The 21413-nt window shown below is 60.9% G+C and carries 23 protein-coding genes; 5 read left to right on the top strand and 18 right to left on the bottom strand.

Annotated features, from left to right (window positions below; translation table 11 throughout):
- Nucleotides 1–23: 23 nt before the first annotated feature.
- The 4 genes from betC to Q1A63_RS11560 form a co-directional block, all read right to left on the bottom strand.
- Nucleotides 24–1532 carry a choline-sulfatase gene (gene betC / locus Q1A63_RS11575; protein WP_298972011.1) on the bottom strand — a complete coding sequence of 503 codons (1509 nt, stop codon included), beginning with the start codon at nt 1530–1532 and terminating at the stop codon, nt 24–26.
- Nucleotides 1529–2104, bottom strand: a complete 576-nt coding sequence (betI, locus tag Q1A63_RS11570; RefSeq protein ID WP_298972009.1) for a transcriptional regulator BetI — start codon at nt 2102–2104, stop codon at nt 1529–1531. The genes betC and betI overlap by 4 nt, the downstream gene beginning before the upstream one ends.
- Nucleotides 2105–2186: 82 nt before the next feature.
- On the bottom strand, nt 2187–3092 hold the full coding sequence (locus Q1A63_RS11565; protein WP_298972007.1) for a DMT family transporter: 906 nt from the start codon (nt 3090–3092) through the stop codon (nt 2187–2189).
- A gap of 39 nt (nt 3093–3131) precedes the next feature.
- Nucleotides 3132–3731 (bottom strand): LysE/ArgO family amino acid transporter, encoded by a 600-nt coding sequence (locus tag Q1A63_RS11560; protein WP_298972006.1) that lies wholly within the window; start codon nt 3729–3731, stop codon nt 3132–3134.
- Nucleotides 3732–3820: 89 nt separating this feature from the next.
- On the opposite strand from Q1A63_RS11560, the gene Q1A63_RS11555 reads away from it, so the two are divergent.
- Nucleotides 3821–4732 carry a LysR family transcriptional regulator ArgP gene (locus tag Q1A63_RS11555; protein ID WP_298972004.1) on the top strand — a complete coding sequence of 304 codons (912 nt, stop codon included), beginning with the start codon at nt 3821–3823 and terminating at the stop codon, nt 4730–4732.
- Nucleotides 4733–4815: 83 nt separating this feature from the next.
- Nucleotides 4816–5073 carry a hypothetical protein gene (locus tag Q1A63_RS11550; RefSeq protein WP_298972001.1) on the top strand — a complete coding sequence of 86 codons (258 nt, stop codon included), beginning with the start codon at nt 4816–4818 and terminating at the stop codon, nt 5071–5073.
- 177 nt (nt 5074–5250) lie between these two features.
- Here Q1A63_RS11550 and Q1A63_RS11545 read toward each other — a convergent pair whose 3' ends face one another.
- The 4 genes from Q1A63_RS11545 to Q1A63_RS11530 all read right to left on the bottom strand — a co-directional run bounded on the left by Q1A63_RS11545 (nt 5251) and on the right by Q1A63_RS11530 (nt 7320).
- Nucleotides 5251–5991, bottom strand: coding sequence for a YebC/PmpR family DNA-binding transcriptional regulator (locus Q1A63_RS11545; protein WP_298971998.1), 741 nt, complete (start codon nt 5989–5991; stop codon nt 5251–5253).
- Between the two features lie 67 nt (nt 5992–6058).
- The gene (locus Q1A63_RS11540) at nt 6059–6328 is read right to left on the bottom strand and encodes a hypothetical protein (RefSeq protein ID WP_298971995.1); all 270 of its coding nucleotides are present in this window, start codon (nt 6326–6328) and stop codon (nt 6059–6061) included.
- Nucleotides 6325–6729, bottom strand: a complete 405-nt coding sequence (locus tag Q1A63_RS11535; protein ID WP_298971994.1) for a helix-turn-helix transcriptional regulator — start codon at nt 6727–6729, stop codon at nt 6325–6327. Before Q1A63_RS11535 ends, Q1A63_RS11540 begins: the two co-directional genes overlap by 4 nt.
- A gap of 84 nt (nt 6730–6813) precedes the next feature.
- Nucleotides 6814–7320, bottom strand: a complete 507-nt coding sequence (locus Q1A63_RS11530) for a hypothetical protein (protein ID WP_298971992.1) — start codon at nt 7318–7320, stop codon at nt 6814–6816.
- 54 nt (nt 7321–7374) lie between these two features.
- Here Q1A63_RS11530 and Q1A63_RS11525 point away from each other — a divergent pair, with 54 nt between their 5' ends.
- Nucleotides 7375–9147: an SLC13 family permease gene (locus Q1A63_RS11525; RefSeq protein WP_298971989.1), complete on the top strand. Its 1773-nt coding sequence runs from the start codon at nt 7375–7377 to the stop codon at nt 9145–9147.
- 94 nt (nt 9148–9241) lie between these two features.
- Here the strand turns inward: Q1A63_RS11525 and Q1A63_RS11520 are convergent, their stop codons facing one another.
- The 4 genes from Q1A63_RS11520 to Q1A63_RS11505 form a co-directional block, all read right to left on the bottom strand.
- Complete coding sequence (locus Q1A63_RS11520) at nt 9242–9406, bottom strand: hypothetical protein (RefSeq protein WP_298971987.1); 165 nt, start codon at nt 9404–9406, stop codon at nt 9242–9244.
- A 120-nt stretch (nt 9407–9526) separates the two neighbouring features.
- A complete protein-coding gene (locus Q1A63_RS11515) occupies nt 9527–11332 on the bottom strand; it encodes an SLC13 family permease (protein ID WP_298971985.1) in 1806 nt (601 codons plus the stop codon).
- Between the two features lie 28 nt (nt 11333–11360).
- The gene (locus tag Q1A63_RS11510; protein WP_366524339.1) at nt 11361–12272 is read right to left on the bottom strand and encodes a DMT family transporter; all 912 of its coding nucleotides are present in this window, start codon (nt 12270–12272) and stop codon (nt 11361–11363) included.
- Entirely contained in the window at nt 12269–13081 is an 813-nt protein-coding gene (locus tag Q1A63_RS11505) for a TIGR00282 family metallophosphoesterase (RefSeq protein WP_298971983.1), read from the bottom strand. The genes Q1A63_RS11510 and Q1A63_RS11505 overlap by 4 nt, the downstream gene beginning before the upstream one ends.
- A gap of 126 nt (nt 13082–13207) precedes the next feature.
- On the opposite strand from Q1A63_RS11505, the gene Q1A63_RS11500 reads away from it, so the two are divergent.
- Nucleotides 13208–14053, top strand: coding sequence for an SDR family NAD(P)-dependent oxidoreductase (locus tag Q1A63_RS11500; protein ID WP_298971980.1), 846 nt, complete (start codon nt 13208–13210; stop codon nt 14051–14053).
- On the opposite strand, the gene Q1A63_RS11495 is transcribed toward Q1A63_RS11500, so the two are convergent.
- The 3 genes from Q1A63_RS11495 to mgtE all read right to left on the bottom strand — a co-directional run bounded on the left by Q1A63_RS11495 (nt 14050) and on the right by mgtE (nt 17355).
- Nucleotides 14050–15291 (bottom strand): EAL domain-containing protein, encoded by a 1242-nt coding sequence (locus Q1A63_RS11495; RefSeq protein WP_298971977.1) that lies wholly within the window; start codon nt 15289–15291, stop codon nt 14050–14052. The two genes, Q1A63_RS11500 and Q1A63_RS11495, sit on opposite strands and share 4 nt — an antisense overlap.
- A gap of 103 nt (nt 15292–15394) precedes the next feature.
- A complete protein-coding gene (locus tag Q1A63_RS11490; RefSeq protein WP_298971974.1) occupies nt 15395–15967 on the bottom strand; it encodes a 5-formyltetrahydrofolate cyclo-ligase in 573 nt (190 codons plus the stop codon).
- Complete coding sequence (gene mgtE / locus Q1A63_RS11485; protein ID WP_298971972.1) at nt 15964–17355, bottom strand: magnesium transporter; 1392 nt, start codon at nt 17353–17355, stop codon at nt 15964–15966. Before mgtE ends, Q1A63_RS11490 begins: the two co-directional genes overlap by 4 nt.
- A 121-nt stretch (nt 17356–17476) precedes the next feature.
- On the opposite strand from mgtE, the gene guaD reads away from it, so the two are divergent.
- Nucleotides 17477–18784, top strand: coding sequence for a guanine deaminase (gene guaD, locus Q1A63_RS11480; RefSeq protein WP_298971970.1), 1308 nt, complete (start codon nt 17477–17479; stop codon nt 18782–18784).
- Nucleotides 18785–18828: 44 nt separating this feature from the next.
- Here the strand turns inward: guaD and Q1A63_RS11475 are convergent, their stop codons facing one another.
- The 3 genes from Q1A63_RS11475 to hisN are packed head-to-tail and all read right to left on the bottom strand — an operon-like array spanning nt 18829 to nt 21397.
- Complete coding sequence (locus Q1A63_RS11475) at nt 18829–19254, bottom strand: CAP domain-containing protein (protein WP_298971968.1); 426 nt, start codon at nt 19252–19254, stop codon at nt 18829–18831.
- Nucleotides 19251–20591 carry an 8-oxoguanine deaminase gene (locus tag Q1A63_RS11470; protein WP_298971965.1) on the bottom strand — a complete coding sequence of 447 codons (1341 nt, stop codon included), beginning with the start codon at nt 20589–20591 and terminating at the stop codon, nt 19251–19253. Before Q1A63_RS11470 ends, Q1A63_RS11475 begins: the two co-directional genes overlap by 4 nt.
- Entirely contained in the window at nt 20588–21397 is an 810-nt protein-coding gene (gene hisN, locus Q1A63_RS11465) for a histidinol-phosphatase (protein WP_298972601.1), read from the bottom strand. The genes Q1A63_RS11470 and hisN overlap by 4 nt, the downstream gene beginning before the upstream one ends.
- Nucleotides 21398–21413 lie beyond the last annotated feature (16 nt).

Raw genomic sequence — 21413 nt, 5'->3', positions numbered from 1 at the left:
AAATATGAAGAGGATGAAGGGGGTCAGTCCCCACGGGGGAAACGCTTGGTCTCTTCCAGAACGTTCAGGTCCATGTGGTTGCGCATATATTGCTCGGACGCATCGCGCAGAGGCTGATAATCCCAGGGGTAATAGCCACCCTGCCGCAGCGCATCATAGACAACCCAGCGCCGCGCCTGGCTCTTGCGCACATCTGCGTCAAAGCTTTCGAGATCCCAGCGCGCCTCGGACTTGGCCTTGAGCTGTGCCAGGGTTCCCTGATGGGCCAGCACCTCGGCAAGATTGGTCAATTCATGCGGATCGGCATCCAGATCAAAGAGCTGGTCGGGGTCCAGCACACAGCGGTTGTACTTCCACTTGCCATAACGCAGGGACACCATCGGCGCGTAGGAAGCCTCAGCGGCATATTCCATCGCAACCGGTTCGGTGCGCGCCACCCCCTGCCCTATGGGCACCAGTGAGACGCCCGTTGTCCAGTCCATCACCTCCGCCATGGAGACGCCAGCGAGGTCACAAAGCGTCGGGCAGACGTCGATGTTGGAGACGGGCGTGGTTTGCAGCCCGGGTGTCATTTGCGGTGCTGCGATCATCAAAGGCACGCGCGCAGAGCCTTCAAAAAAGGACATTTTGAACCAGAGCCCGCGCTCACCCAGCATGTCACCATGGTCAGAGACAAAGAGGATGATGGCCTCCTGCCGGGTGTCTTCGAGGGTCTGCAGGATCTCACCGATCTTGTCATCGAGATAGCTGATGTTGGCGAAATAGGCCTGGCGGGACCGGCGAATATCCTCTTCGCTGATGTCAAAACTGCGCCAGTCATTTGCGTCGAAAATGCGCTTGCTGTGCGGGTCCTGGTCGTCGTAGTCGAAGGCGGGCACCTCGGGCAGCAGGTGGTCGCAATCTTCATAGAGGTCCCAGTATTTCTTGCGCGCCACGTAAGGATCATGCGGATGGGTAAAGCTGACCGTCAGGCACCACGGGCGATCATCCGCGCCCCGCGACAGATCATAAAGCTTGCGCGAGGCGTTGAACGCGACCTCATCGTCGTATTCCATCTGATTGGAAATCTCGGCCACACCGGCGCCCGTCACGGACCCCATGTTGTGATACCACCAGTCGATGCGCTCACCCGGTTTGCGATAATCCGGCGTCCAGCCGAAATCGGCGGGGTAGATATCGGTTGTCAGGCGCTCCTCAAAACCGTGCAACTGGTCGGGGCCAACAAAATGCATCTTGCCGGAGAGACAGGTCTGATAGCCAGCGCGGCGCAGGTGGTGGGCGTAGGTGGGCACCGACGATGGGAATTCCGCGGCGTTGTCGTAAACGCCGGTGGCCGAGGGCAGTTGCCCGGACATGAAAGCCGCCCGCCCCGGCGCGCAGAGCGGCGAGGCGGTGTAGGCATTGCGGAACCGCGTCGAACGCGCCGCCAGTTTCTTTAGATTGGGCGCGTGCAACCACTCCGCCGGCCCATCGGGAAAGAGCGTCCCGTTCAGCTGATCCACCATCAGGATGAGAATGTTCGGGCGGCTCATGAGCGGGTCTCCAACAGAATATTCAACGTGTCGAGCGCGGTGCGACGCGCCGCATCCGGGCTTTGCGACCGCGACAGCGCCGCGCGCAGATAGAGCCCATCGATCAGCGCCGCCAGGGTTTCGGCAGCCGTTTCCGGCTGACCCATCAGCGGGCGCAACGCGTGGGTGAGGTTGGAGGCGAGACGCCGCTGGTAGAGCTGCAACAGGCGCAGCATCTCGCGGTTGGTCTGGGCCTGCGCATAAAGTGTCATCCAGGCGCTGACCGTATCGGGCGCAAAGCAGGTCGGTGAAAAGCTCGCCTCGATCAAAGCCACCGCACGGTCCTTGGGGGTGGCCGCATTGGCCAGCCCGCGCCGGACCTCCGCCCCGAAGTCCCGCAGGATCTGGCGCATGGCGGCGAGGAAAATCTGGTCCTTGCCGCCGAAATAGTGATGCGCCAGGGCGGTCGACATGCCCGCGCGTTTGGCGATCTGACCCACGGTGATATCCATGGATCCCTTGGAGGCAAGCTCTGCAATCGTCGCCTCGACCAAGGCCGATCGGCGGATCGGTTCCATTCCAACTTTTGGCACGCGACTCTCCTCTGGCTGCATCGCAGGCCAGATATCGGGTTTTTTATTGATCAGTCAATCAATAAAAAACCCGGCGCTGCACTCACACCTTGGTGGCGTGCACGGTTGGGGTGGTTTCGCCGCGTTTCAGCGCAGCCTCGCGCCAGGTGATGAAGACAACCGAACTCAGGATCACAATGCCGCCCAGAACCACCCAGATGTCGACGGCTTCATCAAAGATCAGATAGCCCAGCAGCACCGCCCAGACGAGTTGGGTGAAGGTCACGGGCTGGGTCACCGTCAGCGGGGCCGCCGCAAAGGCAAGCGTCATCGTGTAGTGTCCAGCGACGGCAAAGCAGGCCACACAGAACAGTAAAACCAGATCACCCGGCGTGGGCGTCACCCACTGCATGATCGCGAAGGGTGCCAGGACGAGGGTCACAAAAATCGACAGCATGGCGACAACGACCGAGGGTTTGACCTCATCCGCCATCACCTTTGCCGTCAGGTAGGATCCGCCAAAGACGATGGCCGCAAAGAGCATCGCCAGATGGCCGCTGCTGACCTCGCGAAACCCCGGGCGCAGGATGATCAGCGCGCCGATCAGAGCAGCGATCACCGCCAAAATGCGCCGGAACGCCAGCTTTTCGCCCAGAAACAGCGCCGCCCCGATGGTCACATAGACCGGCGCGAGGTAGTTCATCGCCGTAACATCGGCGATGGGAATGCGCACCATCGCGTAAAACCACAACATGACACCGCAGCCGTGCACCAGCCCGCGCACCCCAAAAAGCCCCCACTGGCGCTTTGTCAGCCGGGCGTCGCGCAGCGCGCCAATCGCCGGGATCAGAAACACAAGCCCCAGCAGATAGCGCAGAAAGGCCATCTCCACCGGGGGCAACCGTGGCCCCATATATTTGACGAGGGCGGTGACCGCGACAAAACACAGGCCCGTCACCAACATCCAGAAGATGCCAACAACCGGACGATGGGGAGTGCGGGTGACCATGCGCCATAGACACCGCGTTTTACCCCAAACCGCAAGGGGTTATGCCCACAATAATCCCGCCGCGATGGCCCACATGGTGCAGGCGATCAACCCGTCCAACACGCGCCAGCTGGAAGGCCGCGCGAAAAGGGGGGCGAGGACCCGCGCACCATATCCCAAGGCAAAGAAAAAGCTGATGCTGGCCAGAACCGCGCCTGTACCGAAGACCAGCCGATTGTCATATTGCGCGGAGATCGACCCGATCAGGACAACCGTGTCCAGATAGACATGCGGGTTGAACCAGGTGAGCGCCAGCAAGGTCAACAAGGTGGGCATCAACGGTCTGCGCGCGCCTGCATCCGCCTGCAGGGCATGCCCGCCCGCCCAGGCAGAGCGCGCATTGCGCCATCCGTACCACAGCAAGAATAGGGCCCCGCCGTAGCGCATCGCGGTCTCGAACCACGGGACGCGCTCGGCCAATGTGCCGAAACCCGCAACACCCGCCGCAATCAGGATAGCGTCTGAGACCCCGCAGGTCAGGCAGACCCAGAAGACATGCTCACGCCGCAGCCCCTGCCGCAGCACAAAGGCGTTTTGCGCGCCAATGGCCACGATCAGCGAGAGGCTCAGAAAGTAGCCGGGAAGAAAGGTATCAAGCACGCCGTATCTCCGCGAAGGGTGACGCATTGACTAGAGAGGGTCAGATGATTACTCAAATTAAATAAACTGAGGATGATTAAGCATAGCTAATGTCGATTGACCCCAGTCAACTGGCCGCTTTGTCGGCAATCGTGCGTCACGGCAGCTTTGATGCGGCGGCGGCACACCTGAACGTGACGCCCTCTGCCATTTCGCAACGCATCAAGGCGCTGGAAGAACGAATGGGTACCGCACTTGTCAACCGTGGCCAGCCCTGCACCCCGACCGCCGCCGGAACCAAGCTTGCCCGGCATGCGGAGGATATCGCGTTGCTGGAGTCCCATGTCCTGGCCGACATCGCGCCCGGATCGGCCAAGGCCGCGCCGCGTGTGCGCCTTGCGGTGAATGCCGACAGCCTTGCAACATGGTTCGTGCCGGGCCTGATGGGCGCTGGCGACATGCTCTTTGACCTGGTGATTGATGATCAGGACACGTCAACCGACTGGCTGTTGCGGGGGGCGGTCAGCGCGGCGGTGACGGGTGCGGCACAGGCGGTGTCCGGGTGCAATTGTCATCCCTTGGGCGCATTGCGATACATCGCAACCGCAAGCCCCGCGTTTATGTCAACGTGGTTTGGGCAGGGCGTGAACGCCGCCACATTGGCGCGCGCACCAGTGCTGACCTTCAACGCCAAGGACGCACTGCAACATCGGTGGATCACGCAAATCACCGGGGAAAAGCTGACACCGCCGGCGCATCAGCTGCCCTCCACCCACGCGTTCATCGATGCGGCCCGTGCCGGACTGGGGTGGGGGCTCAACCCGCTCCCCCTCGTGCAACAGCAGCTCGATCATGGCACGCTTTGCCCCTTGCTGCCGGATAAACCCTTGGATGTAGACCTTTTTTGGCAAACCAGCCGGCTGATGTCAGACGCTCTTGCGCCCCTCAGCCGCGGCATCCGAGCGGCGGCGGCGAAACACCTTGTTAAAAATTCTCACGCAACTGTTACGAAAGAAATTTAATTCACAGAAATCTTATCCGGGATGATTGGCGTATACCGTTTTACACCCCATATGATGGGAATGGTAAAAAGGATGCGTTTCGAATGTTGGATAACTTGCACAAATTGGGGCTCTCGGAAAAAGACATCGAGTTGATCGAGTCCGCCCTGCACACACAAAAGAAAATTCTGTCGGTTCAAAGTGAAGCGGGCGGCAGTGGCGCGCACCAGAAATTGGTAGATCTCAAGCACCTGATCAAACGCATCAATCGCAGCACGATACGCAAACCTGCGGAGCCGTCACAAAGCTGGTCGAACTTCCTCCGCATGTTGTTTTGCACCGAGTGTAATCAGACCCGTTAAGCGCCCGTCCTCTGACACATCCAAAAGCCGCCCGCGCATCCGGGGCGGCTTTTGCATTTTTAGGCATATCCGGAATTGCCTGCTACGTCTTTTATCCCTTAACGCGCTGAAGCCTATGATTTCCGGCAGCGACAGGTGAGCAAGGTTGTTTTGAAACCGCTATCGCCAAGTCTGCGATTACAGTTCTGCCATAACCTCGTCGGTCGCCTCGAAATTGGTGGTGACGCGCTGCACGTCGTCGTCATCCTCTAGCGCATCGATCAGCTTCATCAGCTTTTGCATGCTGTCGAGGTCCATCTCCGTCGTGGTTGTGGGCCGCCACACCAGCTTGGTGCTCTCGGATTCGCCCAGTTCCGCTTCAAGGGACGTCGCAACTTCATTGAGGTCAGTGTCCGCGCACCAGATCACATGCCCGTCCTCGGTGCTTTCAACGTCCTCTGCGCCCGCCTCGATGGCCGCCATCATAACCGTATCGGCATCGCCGACCTCCGCAGGGTACGTGACCTCACCCTTGCGGTCGAACATGAACCCGACACTGCCCGTTTCGCCCAGATTGCCGCCGTTCTTGGTGAAGGTTGAGCGCACGGTCGATGCCGTCCGGTTCCGGTTGTCCGTCATCGCCTCGACGATGACCGCAACACCGTTGGGACCATAGCCTTCGTAGCGGATTTCTTCGTATTCATCGCCCTCCCCGGCCTGCGACTTCTTGATCGCACGGTCGATATTGTCCTTGGGCATGGATTGCGACTTGGCTTCCTTGACCGCCAGCCGCAACCGCGGGTTCTTATCGGGATCGGGGTCGCCCATCTTGGCGGCCACCGTGATCTCCTTGCTCAGCTTGGAGAAGAGTTTCGCCCGCACGGCGTCCTGGCGCCCTTTGCGGTGCTGGATGTTTGCCCATTTTGAGTGTCCGGCCATTGGCACCCTCCATTCTTTGATTTTGGCGATGTGTATCCGCGACGCGCGGGACGCTCAACCCCTCTGCCTAGCCCGTAAGCATTGCACTCAGGATGAGAAAAGCCCGGATCGCGAGGCCGAGGGTCAGAGCCGCAAGCATGTAGTTGGGCATGACACGGGCAAAATCCTGATAATACCGCGCCTCTTCGCGTTTCAACTGAACTGTGTGATCGTCGACGCCTTGCTCAAGCAGGCGGTCCGCCTCGCGTTCATACCAGCGTGACCGCAACAGAAAGGAACACGCCCAGATGGCCGGGGCCAGGATCAGCGCATCGGAAACCAGACCCGCCTTCGTCACTTTTTAACGGCGTTCAGCTCAATCCGGTACCCAAGCGCCTCGGCAAGGGCAAAAACCTTCCACAAGGTGGGGCCGGTTTTGGACGACCCCCGCGCAATGCGCGACAATGCGGTGTGGTCGAACCCGGATTGCGCGCCAATTTCCCGCATGCTGAGCTCTGATCCATTCAGCATCTGCGCAATCACCTGCGCCCCCAGCGTGCGGGCCAACTCCTCCCCCACATTCCGGAACACCGCGTGTTTCTCCGCCGGGTCCAGCCCATCGAATGCAGCGTCAAATGCGGTTTCATCAAGCGCCGCCAGCGGTGCTTCAGGAGTGGGCGAAGTCCGCGCAGCCTGCCGCGAAACAGCCCGCTTGGATGTTTTGGCCTCCGCGCCTGCGTTGATCTGTACATCAGTCATGGGTCACCGTTCAGGGTTAGCGGTTAAGAAAACTGTTGTCTTGCAAAGCAACACTTAGGTGATAAAACCCCTTCTGTCAAGATTTCACCGTGCGGTGCGCTTGGGCTTTGGCAAGGCGCGCAGGTCAGAAATGACCCGTCTTGCATGGGTTGCCTCCTTCAGCGCCGCCAGCTTCTTGTTGCACTCCGCTAGGGTGCCCACCAACACAAAAGCCAACCGGCGATCTGGCTGTTCAGTGTAGAGAATCACACAGGCCAATTCAAACTTCCGGGACCGAAACCGCGCGAAATACCCCTCTGGATCCGGGTCCTTCAGCCCTTCAATCGACTGAAAAACAAGCGGTTTCTCGATCTCGCAGAGAAACGCGCCGAATTCAGGGGGCGGATATGCCTTTTTGATGTGACGCGCTTCATCCACATGGCTCCAACGCAGATGATCCGGGTCACGCCAGCTGTACTCGATCCCATCGAGATACTTCTTCAGACCAAAAATCCGGGATTTGGACCTTGCTGCCGCGCGCGGTGCCAGCTTGCCGGCCCGGTCCAATGCGTCCAGAAATACATTGGTGGTAAAAAACTTCAAATCAGACATAACGGCAGTTGAGGTAAAACAACTCGCAAAATCAAGAGCGCGGAGCAGGCCCCGGTGACAACAGATCAAATCATTCTTTTCACGCTCTTTGGCGCGGTCTTCGGGCTGCTGCTCTGGGGACGTTTTCGCTATGACATCGTGGCCTTCACCGCCCTGATGATCGGGGTTGTGCTGGGCGTGGTGCCGACCGAAGAGGCCTTCTCCGGATTTGGGCACCCCGCCACCCTTGTTGTGGCGCTGGTTCTGGTCGTTTCTGCCGGGCTGGTGCGGTCGGGGGCGGTTTTCCTGATCACCCGCACGCTGGTGGATGCTTCGCGTTCCTTGGGCGCGCATATCGCCCTGATGGGGGCGATTGGTGGCGTGCTGTCTGCCTTCATGAACAATGTCGCGGCGCTCGCCCTGCTGATGCCCGTGGACATCCAAACCGCCCGCAAGGCCGGACGCCCCCCCGGGCTCAGCCTGATGCCACTCAGCTTTGCAACCATCCTTGGCGGCATGGCCACGTTGATCGGCACACCGCCCAATATCATCATCGCCTCGATCCGGGAGGATGCGCTGGGCGCCCCCTTTGCGATGTTCGATTTCGCACCGGTGGGTGGTGCGGCGGCGCTGGCGGGGATGGTCTTTGTCGCGCTGATCGGCTGGCGACTGATCCCCCAAAGCGCCGAGGCGGGCGCGACCCCGCAAGACATCTCTCAATACATCGCGGAATTGATCATCCCCGATGACAGCAAACAGATTGGCAAACGGGTCGCGGAGTTGGACGACGCCGCAGACAAGGCCGATGTGGCAATCCTTGGCCTGATCCGGGATGGCAAACGGCGCTACGGACAGTCCCGCAATACACCGCTGAAAGCCGGGGACGCCCTTGTGATCGAAGCCTCGCCCGAGGCCTTGGACGAATTCCGCACCAGTCTCAATCTGGCTGTCGCCGACACCCAACGCGAAGAAGCCCTGCGCGCCGACGGCGAAGGCGTCGAAATCATCGAAGTGGTGGTGCCGGATGGCGCACGCATCAACGGTAAAACCGCGCAATCGATTGGCCTGGCATGGCGGCAGCGCTCAGTTTTGCTCGGCGTTTCACGACAAGGCAAGCGGATCACAAAACATCTGCGCAAGACAGAGATCAAGACCGGCGACATCCTGTTGCTGCTGGTGCCCCGCGATACCGGGCCGGATGTCACCGACTGGCTGGGGTGTCTGCCGCTTGCGGATCGCGGCCTGGCGGTCACGGAAAACAGCAAGGTCTGGCTGGCCATCGGTCTTTTTGCTGGTGCGGTCGCGGCGGCAAGTGTTGGGCTGCTCTATCTGCCCATCGCGCTCGGCCTTGTGGTTGTGGCCTATGTCCTGACCCGCATTGTGCCGCTGGGTGAACTCTATGATCACATCAACTGGCCCGTGGTGGTCTTGCTGGGCTCGATGATCCCGCTGGGTGCCGCATTGGAAAGCTCGGGCGGCACGGAGCTGATCGCAGGCGCATTGGTGTCCTGGACCGGTGGACTGCCCGCTTGGGCGGTGCTGACCGTGCTGATGGTGGTGACCATGACTTTGTCAGATGTGCTCAACAACACCGCCACGACAATCGTTGCAGCCCCGGTGGGCATCCAAATGGCGCAGTCCCTTGAGGTCTCGCCCGACCCCTTCCTGATGGCCGTCGCCGTTGCCGCCTCCAGCGCGTTTCTGACCCCGATCGGGCATAAGAACAACACGCTGATCCTGGGCCCCGGGGGATATAAATTCGGCGATTACTGGCGTATGGGCCTGCCCCTGGAAATCATTGTGGTCGCCGTCTCAATCCCGGTCATCCTGATTGTTTGGCCACTTTAGCCCATCACATTAAAAACCCGCGCCCGTCATGCCCAAAATGGACGACGGCGCGGGTTTGGGAATTTCGAGGGCGCCGGGGTGACGCCCGTTTGCCTCAGCGTCCGTAGACGTGAGAATAGGCCACTTGATATGCGTCTTCCGGGAACATCCCCAGATCAATCGCTGTTGCGCGTGGCATATACCGCAGCTCGTGATAGGTGCGGTTGAACTCGGCACGTTTCGCGGCCGCGTTTTTCAGTTGTGTCATGATACTGTTCATATGACTCTCCATTCATCAAAACCAGATGTTCTGATAGCGCCAACATGATATCGAAAAGCTTAACGGACAACGTTCAAAAGTGAAAAGCAGACCTGCAAATGCTGCATAGCGGCATGAGCCTCAGAGCGGCCAGATCAGCGGGATCATCATCGACACGATCACAGCGGTGGACAGGTTCAACGGAATGCCAAGCCGCATGAAATCCGTGAACCGATACCCGCCGGGGCCATAGACCAGCGTATTGGTCTGATAGCCGATGGGCGTGGCAAAAGCGCAGGAGGCCGCGATCATCACCGCCACCACAAGCGGGCGCGGGTCGAGCCCCAGCGCCGCGCCCAACCCGATGGCCAGTGGCGTCATGATCACGGCGACTGCGTTGTTGGACACAACTTCCGTGAGCGTGGAGGTCATCACAAAGACCACCAGCACCACCAGCGTTGGCGGCAGCGTCATCAGCGTCGGCGACACCGCATCGACGATCAGCGCTACGGCCCCGGAGTTTTGCAGGGCTGCGCCCACCGCCAACATGGCAAAGATGAGCGCAAGCAGGCGCCCTTCGACAAAGGAAAACGCCTCATCCGCGTCGATGCAGCCGGTGACAAGAACCAAGGCGACGGCCAGCACTGCCAAGAGTAGGATCGGGGCCACGTTGAACGCCGCTAGCACCACGATGCCCACAAGCGCCAGAATGGCGATCGGGGCATGACTGCGCCGGAAGGCCCGCGCAGAGGGCGTAGAGACGTCGACCATATCCATATCCGCCGCGAGGCGTTGAATGTCCTCGGGCGCGCCTTCGAGCAGCAGGGTATCGCCGATTTTCACTTCCAGATCATCGAGTTGCCGCCCGATGTTCTGATTGCGCCGGTGCACCGCCAGCGGATAGACCCCATACCGCCGCCGCAACCGCATGGCACCCAGCAGCCGCCCCACCATGCGGCAACCGGGCGTGATCAACACTTCCACGGTCGTGGTTTCCACGGCAGAAACCTGATCGACCCGTTTCAGCTCTTTAGTCGCCTGCAGGCTGAGGAGTTCGGTCATCTGCGTGCGCAGGACAACCCGGTCGCCCAGCTGCAGGGTCACACCCTGCAGGTTGCGGCGCAATGAGGCATCGCCGCGGATCACATCAACCAGCCGCACGCCTTCGCGTTTAAACAACTGCACGCTCAGCACTTCGCGCCCGATCAGGTTGCTCTCCGGCGGGATCACCGCTTCGGTGAAGAATTTCATCTTGGACCGATCCGAGAGCATATTCGCCATGCTGTCGCGTTCCGGCAGCAGACGCGGCGCAAGGACGGCCATGTACAACAAGCCCCAAAGGCAGACGACAAGCCCGATGGGCATGATTTCGAAAATCGTGAAAGGGGCAAGCCCCTGTCCGCGCGCCACACCATCGACGAGCAGGTTGGTCGAGGTCCCGATCAGTGTCAGCGAGCCGCCCATAATCGCGGCGTAGCTCAGTGGGATCAGGAATTTGGACGCCTTTGCCCCCAGCGTCTTGCTCAATTGCACCACCACCGGAATCATCACTACGACAACCGGCGTGTTGTTCATAATCGCCGATGCCCCCATCACCGACAGGATCACCCCCACGACAGCAGATTTGGGGTGGGTTTTGGCATAGCGCTCGGCCAGCTGCGTCAACACCTCAAGCGCGCCGGTGCGTACCAGCGCCCCCATCACGATGAACATCGCCGCGATGGTCCAGGGCGCCGGGTTGGACAGCACCGCGAGGGCGTTATCGTAGGGCAATACGCCCAGCAGCAGCATGAGCGCCGCACCGGCGATGGCCACAACCTCCGTCGGGAAAACCTCCCGCACAAAGAGGATGAACATCACGGCGACCACCCCGAGGGTCAGCAGGGCGCCGATGGTTGGTGAAAATTCTATGAAAGGTATCACGGGACGGCAGCCTGTTCCTTGCATTCAACCAGAGGTGAGTGTCGCCGATTGCTCAGGCCGGGGCAAGCGCCGCTTTGGGGCGCGGCTGCACCAGATACATGCCTGCAAACATCAGTAGCAACGCTGCCCAAATCCCCGCCGGATAGGATTCGTCCAGAATGAGTTTCGCCCAGAGCACCCCAAAGCCGGTGACCAGATAGCTGACCTGTACCGCAAAAACCGAACCGGCCCGCCCGACAAGCCAGACGTACCCGGTGTAGACCAGCACATGGATGATGGAGGCCAGTATCAGGGCCTGCCCTTCGGTTGTGAAAGCGGCATCAACTGCAATCCATTGCCCCGAGAGAAGCGCCACAGGCAGCATGATGATCCCGCCCATCAGCGAGGCCCCATAAAGCACTTGAAACGGATCCATGCCAGCGGTGCCGAATTTGGCCACCAGGTTGCCTTCCAACCCATAGCAAATGCCGCTAACCAGCGCGACGAGCACCCAGAAAACGGCCAGATCCATGGCTGACGCACCAGGCGCTGCAATCAGCAAGACGCCGAAAAGCCCGAGCGCCAGACCCATGAACCGCCGCCAAGAGAAGCGATCCAACCCCATCAGCAGCGCAATGGGAAAGGCCCACATCGGCACCATTGACAACAAGATCGACAAGATCCCGGCGGGCAAATGTACGGCGGCCTGATAGGAGGTCGAGTTGGGGATCATTGTACCGATCATCGCGACCATCAGACAAATGCCGATCTGGCGGCGTCCCCGGGGCAGCCTCGTGCCCCGCGCCCAGCAAAATAGGGCCATCAAGGCCGCCCCGATGAAGAGCTGCCAGAAGATCAGACCAAAATGCTTATACCCGGTGGAGACCGCGATTTTCGTCAGCGGCTGGGTCATGCCCCACCCCGCGCCCATGACCACAAGCATGGCGGTCAAGAAGAACACCTCGCGGCGTGACAGGGGGCTCACGGTGCAGCGGCCTGCAACAGCCCCCCGTCGCGCACCATTGCCACTTTGGTCGCGCGCCCTGTGCGGTCATCGGTTTCGATATACACGCCCGACAGCGTCGCCTCCCCATTGGCGGGCGTAAAGCGCTCGCGAGGCATTCCGGTGATGAAACGCCGCAAAGGTTCTGCCTTATCCATCCCGATGACGGAATTATAATCACCACACATGCCTGCGTCCGTTAGATAGGCCGTGCCCCCCGGCAGCACCATTGCATCGGCGGTAGGCACATGGGTGTGGGTGCCGACAACCAGACTGGCGCGCCCATCACAAAAATGGCCCATGGCCATTTTCTCCGACGTCGCCTCACAATGCATGTCCACGATCACCGCCTGGGCCATGCCGCCCAGCGGATGTGCCTTCAACACTGGATCAATGGCGGAAAACGGGTCATCAAACGGGCGTTTCATGAAGACCTGCCCCAGCGCCTGCGCCACCAGCACCTTGCGCCCGCTTTTGGAGGTAAAGAGCCGCGCGCCCTTGCCGGGTGCGGATTTGGAAAAGTTCAGCGGGCGGATAACGCGGGGCTCCTGCTCGATGAACTGAAGCATATCCTTTTGATCAAACGCATGATCGCCGAGGGTCAGACAATCGACGCCCGCGTCAAGGAGGGTCCTGGCATGTGCCCCGGACAGCCCTGCCCCAGAGGTTGCGTTTTCGCCGTTGACCACCACGAAATCCAGTTTCCACGCCTCGCGCAAGCGAGAGAGGTTTTCCGTGATGGCGCGCCGTCCGGCCCGCCCCATGACATCGCCCAGGAACAAGATTTTCATGTTCTTTGGGTAGGGTGCGGGACCGTTCAGGGCAAGGGGGAGCACCAATAAATTTGGCGCGCATTGCAATAGCCCGATCCGCAATGTCGGGCTATTCTGACCAGATACAACAGCGAGGGCGGCATCATGGCGTGGGAAGAGATCAGATCAGCAGGCGGCCTTGCCGTGATCACAGGGGCGGCCAGCGGTGTTGGCTTGGCAGCTGCCCATCACCTGGCGCGTGACGGGTTCGAGATTCTGCTTGCGGATGTCGCCAAAGAAGATCTGGCAAAAGCCGCCGATGACCTGCACGGCGTGGGCGCAAAAGTGCACACAAGGCTCACGGATGTGTCGGACGCCGATGCCGTCACGTCGCTGGCGGAGACGGCATTCGCCATCGGACCTGTGGCCGTGGTGATGAACAACGCAGGCGTCGGGATCGGCTCCTCGACCTGGGAGGCGCCAGAGGTCTGGCGCAAAACATTCGATGTGAATTTCTTTGGGGTTCTGAATGGCGTGCAGGCCTTTGTACCGGGCCTGATCGAAGCCGGACGACCTGCGGCGGTGATCAACACCGGCTCGAAACAGGGGATCACGACGCCCCCCGGCAACCCAGCGTATAACGCATCCAAAGCCGCCGTGAAGGTGTTGACAGAGCAATTGGCCCATGAACTGCGGCAGGCCGGTGCGCCCATCGACGCCCATCTCTTTGTCCCCGGCTTCACCTATACCGGTATGATTGCCGCCGTCATACCGGAAAAACCAGCGGGGGCCTGGACGAGCGAAGAATGCGTTGACTATCTCTTTGGCCGTGTGGCGCGGGGAGATTTTTACATCCTCTGCCCGGATAACATGGTCGATGAAGCGGTCGATGCGCGCCGTGTGCTGTGGGCGGCGGGCGATATTGCAGAAAATCGCCCGGCCCTGTCGCGCTGGCATCCTGACTGGTCGGATGCTTTCACGGCTTTTGAAAAAGGCGAAACCGGTCCTTAGGCGCGCCGACGCGCCGACGCACTCGTTTGACAAAGCGCCAAGGCGCTATCGAGATCCGCAGGCCGCCCCAGAAGATACCCCTGGATCAGCTCCACCCCGAGATCCAGCAGGATACCCAGTTCGCCTTCGGTTTCGACACCCTCTGCCACGATTTTCGCGCCCGTTTCCTCGGCAAATCCAACCATCGCGGAGGCCAGCGAGCGCTTCACCACGTCCTGATCGATGCCTGATGTCAGCGACATATCGAGCTTGATGATATCCGCACAAAGTTTGACGATATGTTGCAGACCGGCATAGCCCGCGCCAGCGTCATCAATGGCAATCCGCACCCCGATATAGCGCAGCCGCTCCACTTCCTTAAGCAGCGCGTCATAATTGCCGATAATCGAATGCTCGGTGATTTCGAGCACGATACGCTCCGGCGCAAACTTGGCAAATACATCCCGCAGCTTGCCTTCGGCGACCGTTTCAGGCGACGCGTTCACGGAGAGGTAGAGATGCGGCGGGAGAACCTCCAGAGCCTGCAGTGCCTTTTCGATGACGCAGACTTCCAGCTCTGCCTGCAGGCCAACGCTATGGGCTTCGGCAAACCACAGATCCGGCGAGCGGTAGGGCTCGCTTTTGAAACGGCACAAGGCTTCAAAACCCGCTGGCTTGCGCGCCTCACCCACCATGATCGGCTGATAGGCGATGTCAAAACCCGCCTCGTCCATCACTTTTGTCAGCTTTTCGCGCAGTTCGTCCTTGAATGCCTGTTCGGTCAGGCCGCTGTTGATCGTTTCGCTCGACAGCGTGGCAAAGGCGCGCATGACATCCAGATCGCGTCCGTTCAGCGTCGGTCTTGCTTCACGGCTCAGACAGCAAAACATGCCGTAGGGCGAACCGTCGCGTTTGCGGATCGGGATGCTGACATGCGACCTGATGGGCAATGCCTGGGTGAGCGGGATGGTCTGCGCGAAGGGCTCCTGATCGGTGTCCGGGATCAGTTCCGGCAGGCGGCCCGCCAGAATATGCGGGCAATAGACCTGATCGAGCGGCATGCTGTCACCCACCGCGATCATCTCTTCCAGACCCGGAGCACTGACCCTTCGGAAGGTCAGATTGTCGCCAACGAACTCGGACAGATAGGCAACCTCCATGTCCATATGACTGCGCACGAATTCAAGCGCTTCCTGAATAACGTCCCCAGCATCATCCTCAATCATTGCGGCGGCAATCAAGTCGTTGGTATCGGTCATGACGGGTTCCACGCATCAGTTTCGTAGAATGCGTAGCTACGCGCATTTCCTCAACAGAAGCCTTACGGCGCGCGAAATTCCTGTGCGAAACACTTCAAAATGTTCAGATCGGCAAGGCGCGCAGGTCGATCACCTCATGCTCATTCACGATGATGTCCAGTTTTTGATCGGTCTCTTCAAGCGGCAAACGGTCAGCCATTTGCGCGCGGTAGGCAAAACCAATGGCAAGCGTCGGGCGCCTGGCGCGCAGCCGTTCCAGCGTGCGATCATAAAAGCCGCCACCATACCCCAGTCTTCCGCCCGCAGCGTCAAAGGCAACCAGGGGCACGATCAGGATCTCCGGTTCGAAAAACCTCGGGGTTTCGGGGATGCGCGCGCCGAAGGCCCCCTCGACAAGCGTCATATCCGGCTCCCATTGCGCGAATTTCAACGGCTGCCCTGCCCCGATGATGACCGGGATGCCAACAGGGCCATGCGCGGCGGCTTCGGCCATGGCAGGCAGGGGGTCGATTTCGGTGCGGATGGGCATGTAGCCCGACAAAGGGACGCCGCGGTAACCCGCAAGCACCTCTGACAACACCCCCGCCCCAGTACCCGGATCGGCGGCATGGGCCTGTTTGCGTCGTGCAAACCCGGCCTTGCGCGCTGCGGCCTTGATCTCAACCAGATCGCTCACAGCAGCGCCAGCGCGGCCAGTCCGAGAAAAGCGAAAAAGCCAACCACATCGGTCACCGTCGTGACGAAGGCTCCGGAGGCCAGCGCCGGGTCAACACCCACACGTTCCAGCACAACCGGGATCGCCGTCCCGGCAAGTCCCGCCACCACGAGGTTGATCACCATCGCCGCGGCGATCACGTAGCCCAGCGCGGGCGATCCGAACCAGATCACACCGACAATACCCATCACCACCGCGAAAATCACGCCATTCACCAGGCCCACCAACACCTCGCGCCGGATCACGCGCCAGACGTTGGCACCGGTCAGATCCTTGGTGGCAATGGCGCGCACCGCCACGGTCAGGGATTGCGTGCCGGCATTGCCCCCCATCGAGGCGACGATGGGCATCAGCACCGCAAGCGCCACGATCTGTGCAATCGCCATCTCGAACTGCGCAATCACCAGGCTGGCGGCAATGGCCGTGACGAGATTGACCGCCAACCAAGGCAAGCGTTGTTTCGTGGTCTCGATCACCCGGTCGGACAGTGATCCTTCGCCAACGCCCGCGAGGCGCAGAATGTCCTCCTCATGTTCCTCGTCGAGCACGACCATAGCGTCATCAATGGTGATCACCCCGATCAGACGATCCTCATCATCCACCACCGGGGCGGAGATCAAATGGTACTGGTTAAACGCATAGGCCACATCGGATTCGTCCTGTAGCGCCGGAATGACCTGAAAGGTTTCCTCCTTGATGTCGATCAGCCGGGTTTCCCGTTTGGACCGCATCAGCTTGCCCAGGGTCACGTTGCCAATCGGGTGCAGGCGCGGATCGACGATGACGATATGATAGAATTGCGCGGGCAGCTCTTCTTCGGGCGTGCCGCGCAGATGATCAATCGCCTGCCCCACCGTCCAATGCTCGGGCGCCATGACCACTTCGCGCTGCATCAGACGGCCCGCGGAATATTCCGGATATCCCAGCGCCTGCTGTACGGCGACACGGTCCGCGTCTTCGAGCGCCTCGAGAATGGCCTCCTGCTGGTGGTCCTCCAGATCCTCGACCAGATCGACAACATCGTCGCTGTCCATGTCGCGCACGGCCTGCGTCAGCACGTGTGGGGTCAGGACACCGATCACCTCTTCGCGCAGGGATTCGTCCAGTTCAGACAGGATTTCGCCATCGAACTCACGACCATAAAGGCGGATCAGCCGTGAGCGGTCAAAAGCGTTGATCTGTTCCAGCAGGTCCGCAATATCCGCCGGGTGCAGCGGGTCCATCAGCTCGGTGAGCTTTACGGCATCGTCAATATCAACCGCATAAAGGATGGCGGCAATCGCCTTCGGACCCAGCACATAGGCGTCGTCGTCGGTCTCTGTCTCCAGCTCTGCGATCTGATCGGACATTGGCGCGCCTCCCCTGCTCTTGCGCGGACCATAAGCGGGCACCGGATCGGATACAATGCTGTGCCAGACCCTCACACGCCTGCCAGTTGTCGCCGCGCGCGCAAGCGCCTAGACAGAAGGCATGAACACCAAAACACTTCTGTTGGGTCAGACCTTTGAGGCCCGTGGCAACCCTTTGACGCACCCCTGGCAGGACGTCACTTTCGTCAATTCATCGGGCGGCGTTTTGATCCAGGGCACCACGATCACCGAGGTGGGCGACGCCGGGGTTCTGCGCAAAAACCACCCCGACGCGGAGGTCCAAGATTACGGACAGCATCTGATCTGCCCGGGCTTTGTCGATGCCCATGTGCATTACCCACAGACGGCAATCATTGCCAGCTGGGGCAAGCAACTGATCGACTGGCTGAACACCTATACCTTCCCCGAGGAAATGCGCCTGAGCGATCCGGATTACGCCCGAACCATTGCCGAACGCTACCTTGATCTGGCGCTGGATCATGGCACCACGACCATGTGTTCCTACGCCACGATCCATCCCGCCAGCGTGGATGCGTTTTTCGAACAGGCCGCGTTGCGCAATATGCGCACCGTGGCGGGAAAGACCTGCATGGACCGCAACGCGCCCGATGGGCTGCGCGACACGCCGCACTCCGCCTACGATGATAGCAAGGCACTGCTGCGTAAATGGCATGGCAAAGGGCGCGCGCACTACGCGATCACCCCGCGATTTTCGCCGACATCAACCCCGGAACAACTGAGTGCGCTCGGCGCTCTCTGGGCGGAGCACCCCGACTGCCTGATGCAGACACATATCAGCGAGCAATTGCCCGAGATCGCCTGGGTGCAGGAACTTTACCCGGCGGCGCGCGACTATCTGGATACCTATGAAAGCCACGGGCTGATCGGCGCGCGCGCGGTTTTCGGTCATGCCATCCACCTGGAGCCCCGCGAGATTGACCGGATCGCGGAGACAGGTGCCGCGCTGATCCACTGCCCGACCTCCAACAGCTTCATCGGATCCGGTCTGATGGATCTGGCGGGCCTTGCTGCCCGCGCCATTCCGCTGGGGCTGGCGACCGATACGGGCGGCGGTTCCTCTTTTTCGATGCTGCGCACCATGGCCGCAGCCTATGAAATCGCGCAGCTGCGTGGGACCGCCCTGCACCCCGCGCAATTGCTGTGGCTCGCCACGGCCGGGTCCGCGCACAGCCTGCATCTAGAAAATCGGATCGGCACCCTCGCACCCGGCAGGGAGGCGGACATCGCCGTGCTTGATCTGGCCGCCACCCCTGCAATTGCGCAACGTACCGACGAAGCGGAGACGATCTGGGAAGCCCTCTTTCCCACCATCATGATGGGGGACGACCGCGCCATTGCAGATGTCTGGATCGCCGGATCAAAACGCGGCCCTGTTTCTTCTGGCTAAAAATATCCCCCCCCGGAGGGCCGATTTCAGCACGGGAAACCGCCTCAGCAGCCCGGGGCCGCCAAAACCATCACCCAAATACGCGCAGGTCCTTCAACCAAAGCGAACTCCGTTGCCTGACGCGACAGCATATTGCGCCGATGCCCGCGTGAATCCGCCCAACCTTGCATGACCTCTGCCAAAGATCGCTGCCCCTGCGCGATATTCTCCGCCACAAAGCACCACCCGTAGCCCTGTCGCGTGACGCGCTGGCCGACGGTTGAGCCATCGCTGCCGGTGTGATCGAAGAACCCAACGCGGGCCATGTCCTGCGCATGCGCGCGCGCCGCAGCTTCGAGCGCCGGTGAGTAGCCCAGAGCAGCACGGCCTTGGCCCGCACGGTAATCTTTCAACGCCTGAACCGCTGCTTCATTGGCCGACACGCCCCCGGCAATGACCATGACACAGAAGGCACAAAGCAACCGGCTCATAGCGCGCCCCGAAGGTCGCGCGCCATCCGGTTTTGCCGCGCCACAAGTGCGCTCATATCCACCGATGTCACCTGACCGTTCTGCACAACCCTGCGCCCCTCCACGATCAAATCCCGAACCGTCGTCGGCCCCGCGAGCAGAACCGCCGCAGGGTCCCAACTGCCCGCGCTTTCAATGCCCGAGACATCCCAGACCGCAATATCGGCCCGACACTCCACCGCAATTCGCCCGCACTCCGGCCGACCCAGCACATCCGCGCCGCCGCGTGTGGCGATCTCCAGCGCCGCCCGTGCACTCATCGCATCGGCCCCCTGCGCCACCCGCTGCAACAGCATCGCCTGCCGCGCCTCGGCCACCAGGTTGCCCGCATCATTGCTGGCCGAGCCGTCCACGCCCAGCCCAACCGGCACCCCCGCGGCACGCATCGCTTTTACCGGCGCGATGCCGCTGCCAAGACGGCAATTGGAACAGGGGCAATGCGCAACGCCGGTCTGCGTCTCGGCAAAAAGGGCAATTTCCGCCGCGTCGAGCTTCACACAATGCGCATGCCAGACATCCGGCCCAACCCAACCCAGATCCTGCGCGTATTGCCCGGGCCGGCAGCCGAATTTCTCCAGCGAATAGGCGATGTCTTCGTCGTTTTCCGCCAGATGCGTGTGCATCATCACCGCTTTGTCCCGCGCGAGATGTGCCGCTTCGCGCATCAGATCCCGGCTGACGGAAAAAGGCGAACAGGGAGCAACGCCCACCCGGCACATCGACTCCGGCGAAGGATCGTGGAAAGCGTCGATCACCCGGATGCAGTCTTGCAGGATCGCCGCTTCGGTTTCGACCAGACCGTCGGGCGGCAGCCCCCCATCCGATATCCCGATGCTCATGGCGCCCCGGGTGGGCTGAAACCGCACGCCGATCTCGGCTGCGGCGTGAATGGTATCCTCCAACCGCGTTCCGTTCGGATAGAGATAAAGATGGTCACTGCTGAGCGTACAGCCTGAAAGCGCCAGTTCCGCCAGCCCGACCTGCGCCGAGGTGAAGACATGATCCGGCGTGAACCGCGCCCAGATTGGATAGAGCGTCTGCAACCAGCCAAAGAGCAGCGCGTCCTGCCCCCCCGGCACCGCGCGGGTCAGCGACTGATAGAGATGATGATGCGTGTTTACGAGACCCGGCGTAATGACGCAGCCGCTCACATCCAACACCGGCGCGTCACTTTGCAAAGAGACTCCAACCGCAGCGATCTGCCCATCCGCAATCAGGATATCTGCGCCCTCAAGCTCGCGCCGCGTATCATCCATTGTCAAGATATGCGCAGCGCCCCGAAGCAGCAGCTTTGTCATGACATCGCGTCTTTCAAAATCGCAAGCGCCTGCGCGTGAATTTCGGTATTAGCCGCTGCAATCGCGCGCCCACCCTGATGCGCAGGCTCACCTTGCCAATCGGTGACGATGCCGCCCGCCGCCTCGACCAATGCAAGGGGCGCCTGAATATCATAGGCTTGCAACCCGGCCTCGATCACCAGATCCACCTGCCCGGCGGCCAGCAAAGCATAGGCGTAGCAATCCATCCCATAACGCGTCAGCTTCGCGTGTTTCGCAACCGCGTGAAAGGCGGCCCCCTCCTTTGTCGTGCCAACTTCAGGAAAGGTGGTGAACACGACGGCATCGCCCAGCATGCTGGTTGTCCGAGTACGCAGCGTCGCCTGCCCATGGGGCCCAGTCATCTGTGCGTGCCCGTGATGGCCAATGAATCGCTCGCCGATGTAGGGTTGATCGACCAGCCCGTAGAATGGCCCCAGATCATCCGAGATGGCGATAAGCACCCCCCAGGTCGGCGTGCCGCTGACAAACCCGCGTGTTCCGTCAATGGGATCAAGCACCCATGTCAGCCCGCTGGTCCCTGCTGTTGACCCGTATTCCTCGCCCAGGATCGCATCCTCCGGGCGCTCCTGGGCCAGAATATCTCGCATCGCCCGCTCCGCGGCGCGATCGGCTTCGGTGACCGGATCATAGCCGCCGGCAAGCTTGTTGTGCTCGGAGAGGTCCGGGCGCCGAAAATACGGCAGGATCACGTTTCGGGCGGCATCCGCCATACGCTGTGCCGTCGCATCCAGTGCTGCGGTATCGTGGGTGTGATTTCGGGGCATATTGGTCATTCACAAG

The sequence above is a fragment of the uncultured Roseobacter sp. genome (genome assembly GCF_947499265.1).
Lineage (GTDB): Bacteria > Pseudomonadota > Alphaproteobacteria > Rhodobacterales > Rhodobacteraceae > Roseobacter.
Note: the sequence above shows the minus strand (reverse complement) of the source record. Positions and strands in the feature narration are given on the sequence as shown.